Origin of the sequence: Microcoleus sp. Pol7_B2 (assembly GCF_036701035.1) — a bacterium.
GTDB lineage: Bacteria > Cyanobacteriota > Cyanobacteriia > Cyanobacteriales > Microcoleaceae > Microcoleus.
Window position 1 is genome coordinate 1 of the sequence record NZ_JAUBQB010000159.1, and the last position, 3919, is coordinate 3919.

General features: G+C 43.1%; 5 protein-coding genes. 2 read left to right on the forward strand and 3 right to left on the reverse strand.

All coding sequences use genetic code 11. The features are described 5' to 3' along the window. Window positions 1-68: 68 nt before the first annotated feature. Genes QUA57_RS28145 through QUA57_RS28155 form a run of 3 tightly spaced genes read right to left on the reverse strand, consistent with a single transcriptional unit; the run spans window position 69 to window position 2273 of the window. Window positions 69-350 (reverse strand): SRPBCC domain-containing protein, encoded by a 282-nt coding sequence (locus QUA57_RS28145; protein ID WP_333065073.1) that lies wholly within the window; start codon window positions 348-350, stop codon window positions 69-71. Between the two features lie 37 nt (window positions 351-387). After that, window positions 388-1167, reverse strand: coding sequence for a hypothetical protein (locus tag QUA57_RS28150; protein ID WP_333065074.1), 780 nt, complete (start codon window positions 1165-1167; stop codon window positions 388-390). Window positions 1168-1169: 2 nt separating this feature from the next. Further along, window positions 1170-2273: a hypothetical protein gene (locus tag QUA57_RS28155; RefSeq protein WP_333065075.1), complete on the reverse strand. Its 1104-nt coding sequence runs from the start codon at window positions 2271-2273 to the stop codon at window positions 1170-1172. Window positions 2274-2678: 405 nt separating this feature from the next. Between QUA57_RS28155 and QUA57_RS28160 the strand changes: the two genes are divergently transcribed. After that, window positions 2679-3188, forward strand: a complete 510-nt coding sequence (locus QUA57_RS28160) for a hypothetical protein (RefSeq protein WP_333065077.1) — start codon at window positions 2679-2681, stop codon at window positions 3186-3188. A gap of 33 nt (window positions 3189-3221) precedes the next feature. Next, entirely contained in the window at window positions 3222-3872 is a 651-nt protein-coding gene (locus QUA57_RS28165; RefSeq protein ID WP_445304518.1) for a hypothetical protein, read from the forward strand. Window positions 3873-3919: the final 47 nt, after the last annotated feature.

Genomic DNA, 3919 nt, shown 5'->3' on the forward strand with positions numbered 1-3919 from the left:
TTTTCTAATTAACTATTTTTATCGATTTTATCATGATCTTACCTCTGTCTCACATTTATTTGAAATGACTATAAATAGTTTTCTGGCACTCTAACCGTACCGTGATTGTCGCTCCAGTACCTGTACAGAAATTTTTCATTAGGCAATAAGATTTCAATTGTTCCGCAATCCGTAAAATCTTGGTCTCCATTACTTCCCTTGAGAATAATCTCGCTACCAACTTCCCAAGTCGATAGAATTTCTTTTACTGGATAATATTGAACGATCTTTTCGGAGTCAGTCAGCGCATCAAATAGAACACTTGGCGGCGCATCGATCGATATTTGTTTGTGTATTGAACATGTTGTCATAATTACTCATCTGGGTTCTATAAGAGAGACAACATTTTTATTGTTGAGGCGTGAATTTGGGTATTATTTGTTCGAGGATGCGTTTTTGACCATTAGGAGTGAGGGCAACTTCATCCCCATCGGTAGGTCGAATGTCTTTGCTTTTAATTAGCCTGGATATGGCAACATTGACGTTCTGAGGTTTCTGACTGACCGCTTGTTCCCGTAGTTCAGCCCGACTCAGACGGTTGTTAGCAGCATGATATAGAAGCAGGAGAACTTCATCTGGTGCAGAAATATCTCTTGCAAGAACTAGAGGTTTGCCATCCAATTCATGAATGACTGAGTGTTCTAATTGCACGATTTGGGCAATGGTTTCTGCAACAATATTTCGATCTTGGTTCCAAGCTAGACGAAGAAATTCGCCAAAAATCCATTTGCTAGCGTGAAGCACCAGCATTGAATCCATATAATTGGCAGTGTATTCAGGGGATATGTGAACAGCTCCTCGATCGGAACGAAATCCATACACAATTCCAATTACTTTAGCCAAGTGATAGCGATCCTTCCAGCCAAGCTTATGAGGAATGCTTTTGTTCAAAAGATCCTCGCGAACCTTACCGGGCAGTTTACAAGGATCGACCTTTCCAGTATCTATTTGCAGCAGGCAGCGCGAAATTGCCTCACAAAACCGTCCACCATCTAGTTCTGTTGGTTGCCAGTCGCCAGCTAGAAATCGCTGCTGCATCTCAACGTAAGACTCAATTGCTGCTTGGGCAAAATGCGGATAGACAATTTTGGTAAGGTCTTGAATTAGTTGTTCAGATGTTCTTTGCATTGTTACGCTTCACTAGAATGTTCAGAAGGATGATCGATGGATGTATTTCCTTGAGTAAAACCTATTAATCTCTCAGCCTGAGCCCTGCCTGAGGACAAGAGTTGGAAACCTTTCTGCACTTTGAGCAAGCTTCCTTGTCCTGAAAGGTCTTGTAAATTCCGCTCCAAATTACGCTCATCTACATTGATGCCAAGTCCCAAGTACAGGAACTGTTTGAGCTTGTAGCTTGAAACCACTACATCTGGATTATTGATTACTTTGCCAATTGCCCATAGGCTAAAGAAGCCCTTCTCGGCAACGCTGCAATCTTTGATAAGGGCAACATGAGCATTAAGGTTTGACGCAGACTGTTTCCAGTTAGCTGTCCAAAGCTCCACATCTTTAGAAAATCCATTGCGCTTGCGCTTGCCATTCTTTGTATAATTCTCTGATTCCCCATCAACTTGAGCATTGGATTTTGAGCTTCTTGAGGTTGCACCTGAAGTTAAACTCCACTTGTCTTCTACCGAGCGATCGAGGACTTCTTCAAGAACTTTTTGCGCCTGCTCTTGTCCGGGCAATCGCAGCCCAACCATCTCCCTTTCAACAATTAAGTCAGCACTCTTACCAATCCAGGTGGCAGCGTTATTGTCATATAATCCAACCCTTTTGAGTATGTCATTCAAGTCAGAGCGGGGGATTTCATCGCGTCCATCAACTTCGTTGTAGTAAAAAAGAGTTAAAAAAGTTAGCCTGCGTGCGGCATCTAGCTTATTTTTAGCTTTCAGCCGTGTTTCCATAAGTTGTAGCTGCTCGCCATTATGGCGGAAAATCTGTCTTAACTTATCAGCGTTGCTCTGGTCTGCCGGGGGAAGTTGGGCAACAGCATCAATTGTAGTGCTGGTTTTATCGCTGCCAAGTTCTTCGCTGAACGAGGATAGTGGCTGAGAGCTGTCATCATTTCGATCTCGAATGCCAGGTGCAGCAGGTTTTCCAGGGATTAGATGCCCATCAACAATCCTAGCAATCGCAGTTCCTCCCCATGCAATACCTACTTCGTCGCTCAAGGCAACTTCTATTTCGCGGGAATAGCCCTTGTTAGTTTCAATAAATTTCAAGGTATTCATTGCAGGAGTTAGCCTTCCCCCACTATTTGTTACTGAAGGATTCTGTCTTATATTCCCTCCAGCTACTGAAGTTCCACACATAACGCAATATTTTGCTCCGGGCAAAAGCTCCTCCTGACAGCTTTTACATCGGACTTGCTGGGAACAGTTCGGGCAGTAGAAGAAAATCCCCCCGGTAGGCAGAGGGTGTTGGCACGAAGGGCAAGTCTGCATAGAACTGAGCCTCAAAAACTTTATTTAACCTGTATCTTACACAAAGGTTCAGATAGACTGCGACTACTTTGCAGTATTGAGGGTTAAAGTGTAAAATCTCTCAAAGCTATATTTCACCAGAGTTTTATATCTTAGTATAAATACCAAGCTAATACTTTGTTATTGTTGCCACTTTCCCAGTAAATAGACTCTATGACTCATTCTTATGCGAGGCTTCCCGCCTTTGAGCGACTTTTGCTGTTAGTTGCTACATTTGTCCGTTACCCAGGGGTTGGTTGTATCGACCGGCTTCAATATGACTCTGACGGATCTCATGACACATTACAAGAGGTGCTGGTGTATCTCAAGAAAGTAGCATGCGAATTGGATATAGAGATTCCCTCTTACTCGCGATATACCATCCAGAGCGATTTGAAGACTCTCCGTCACTATGGGATTTTAGAACGATCGCAGTACAGGTGGGGTTACTATCTTGGTACAGGATCGATGACCTGGGAAGAGTTGCAAGTTGCGCTTAATGCCCTCTACTCTCAAGCGAAGTATCAAAAAGATCCGCTAATTAACCGGATTTATCAGAGACTAATGCGGCGTTTGGGGGGGGTAAATCTGAGAGATGAAACTTTCTATCCGGTAAGAACCCAGTTAGATCGGGTTATTGTTCATACCGATCCAGAAGAGATGATGGCAAAGTGTAAATATTGAGGCACACTGTTTGAGAAACTTGATTTACTTGAAGTGGCAATTACTAGAGGGCAGCCAATCGAGATCGATCGCTGTCGTAATCCGTACAATCCTGGGAAGACTAGATACGAGCAGATCTATCCCTTGCAACTGATTTATGCTGATATTGCCTGGTATTTGTTGCAAGAAGACTATAAAGATGGGCATCTTGTAGTATCGCGACTCGATCGCTTCAGCGATTGCTTCAAGGTGCTAGATGTCAAGGGACGGGGAGCACAGGCTCAATGGAAAAGTTTATCTAAAGCTCATCGTCTTCTGGAGGCAGGTTGGGGACTGAAATTAGGTTCAAGGGAGGAACAGCAACTAGAAATCCGGGGAGAACTAGAGCTTGTAGAAGTGCGGGTGCGATTCTTTCCTGAAGTGATGGGATTTATTCAAGAAGGGGAAAAACGGCATCCCAAGCAAGATATCCAACTAGGACCGAAAGACCAAGATGGCAAGTATGCTTACGTGGACTATGTTATAAAACTACCTAAGCGATCTCTGGAAGAGTTTTGTCGCTGGGTTTATCGGTTTATGGGTAATGCTCAATTCATCTATCCTCAATATTTAGCTGAACAACACCAGAAATTTGCTCGTACCTTAATAGATAGATATGGTTACAATACGGTTCACTTAAGAGCTATGCAGTGCTTAAAACAATAAATACAGGAGGATTCATTATTATTCCAGTACCTCTGTGTTTAACTTGT

What these genes read in the sequence shown, in the direction of transcription:
- QUA57_RS28145 (WP_333065073.1), bottom strand. Translation starts at nt 350, where the DNA reads ATGACAACATGTTCAATACACAAACAAATATCGATCGATGCGCCGCCA.
- QUA57_RS28150 (WP_333065074.1), bottom strand. Translation starts at nt 1,167, where the DNA reads ATGCAAAGAACATCTGAACAACTAATTCAAGACCTTACCAAAATTGTC.
- QUA57_RS28155 (WP_333065075.1), bottom strand. Translation starts at nt 2,273, where the DNA reads ATGAATACCTTGAAATTTATTGAAACTAACAAGGGCTATTCCCGCGAA.
- QUA57_RS28160 (WP_333065077.1), top strand. Translation starts at nt 2,679, where the DNA reads ATGACTCATTCTTATGCGAGGCTTCCCGCCTTTGAGCGACTTTTGCTG.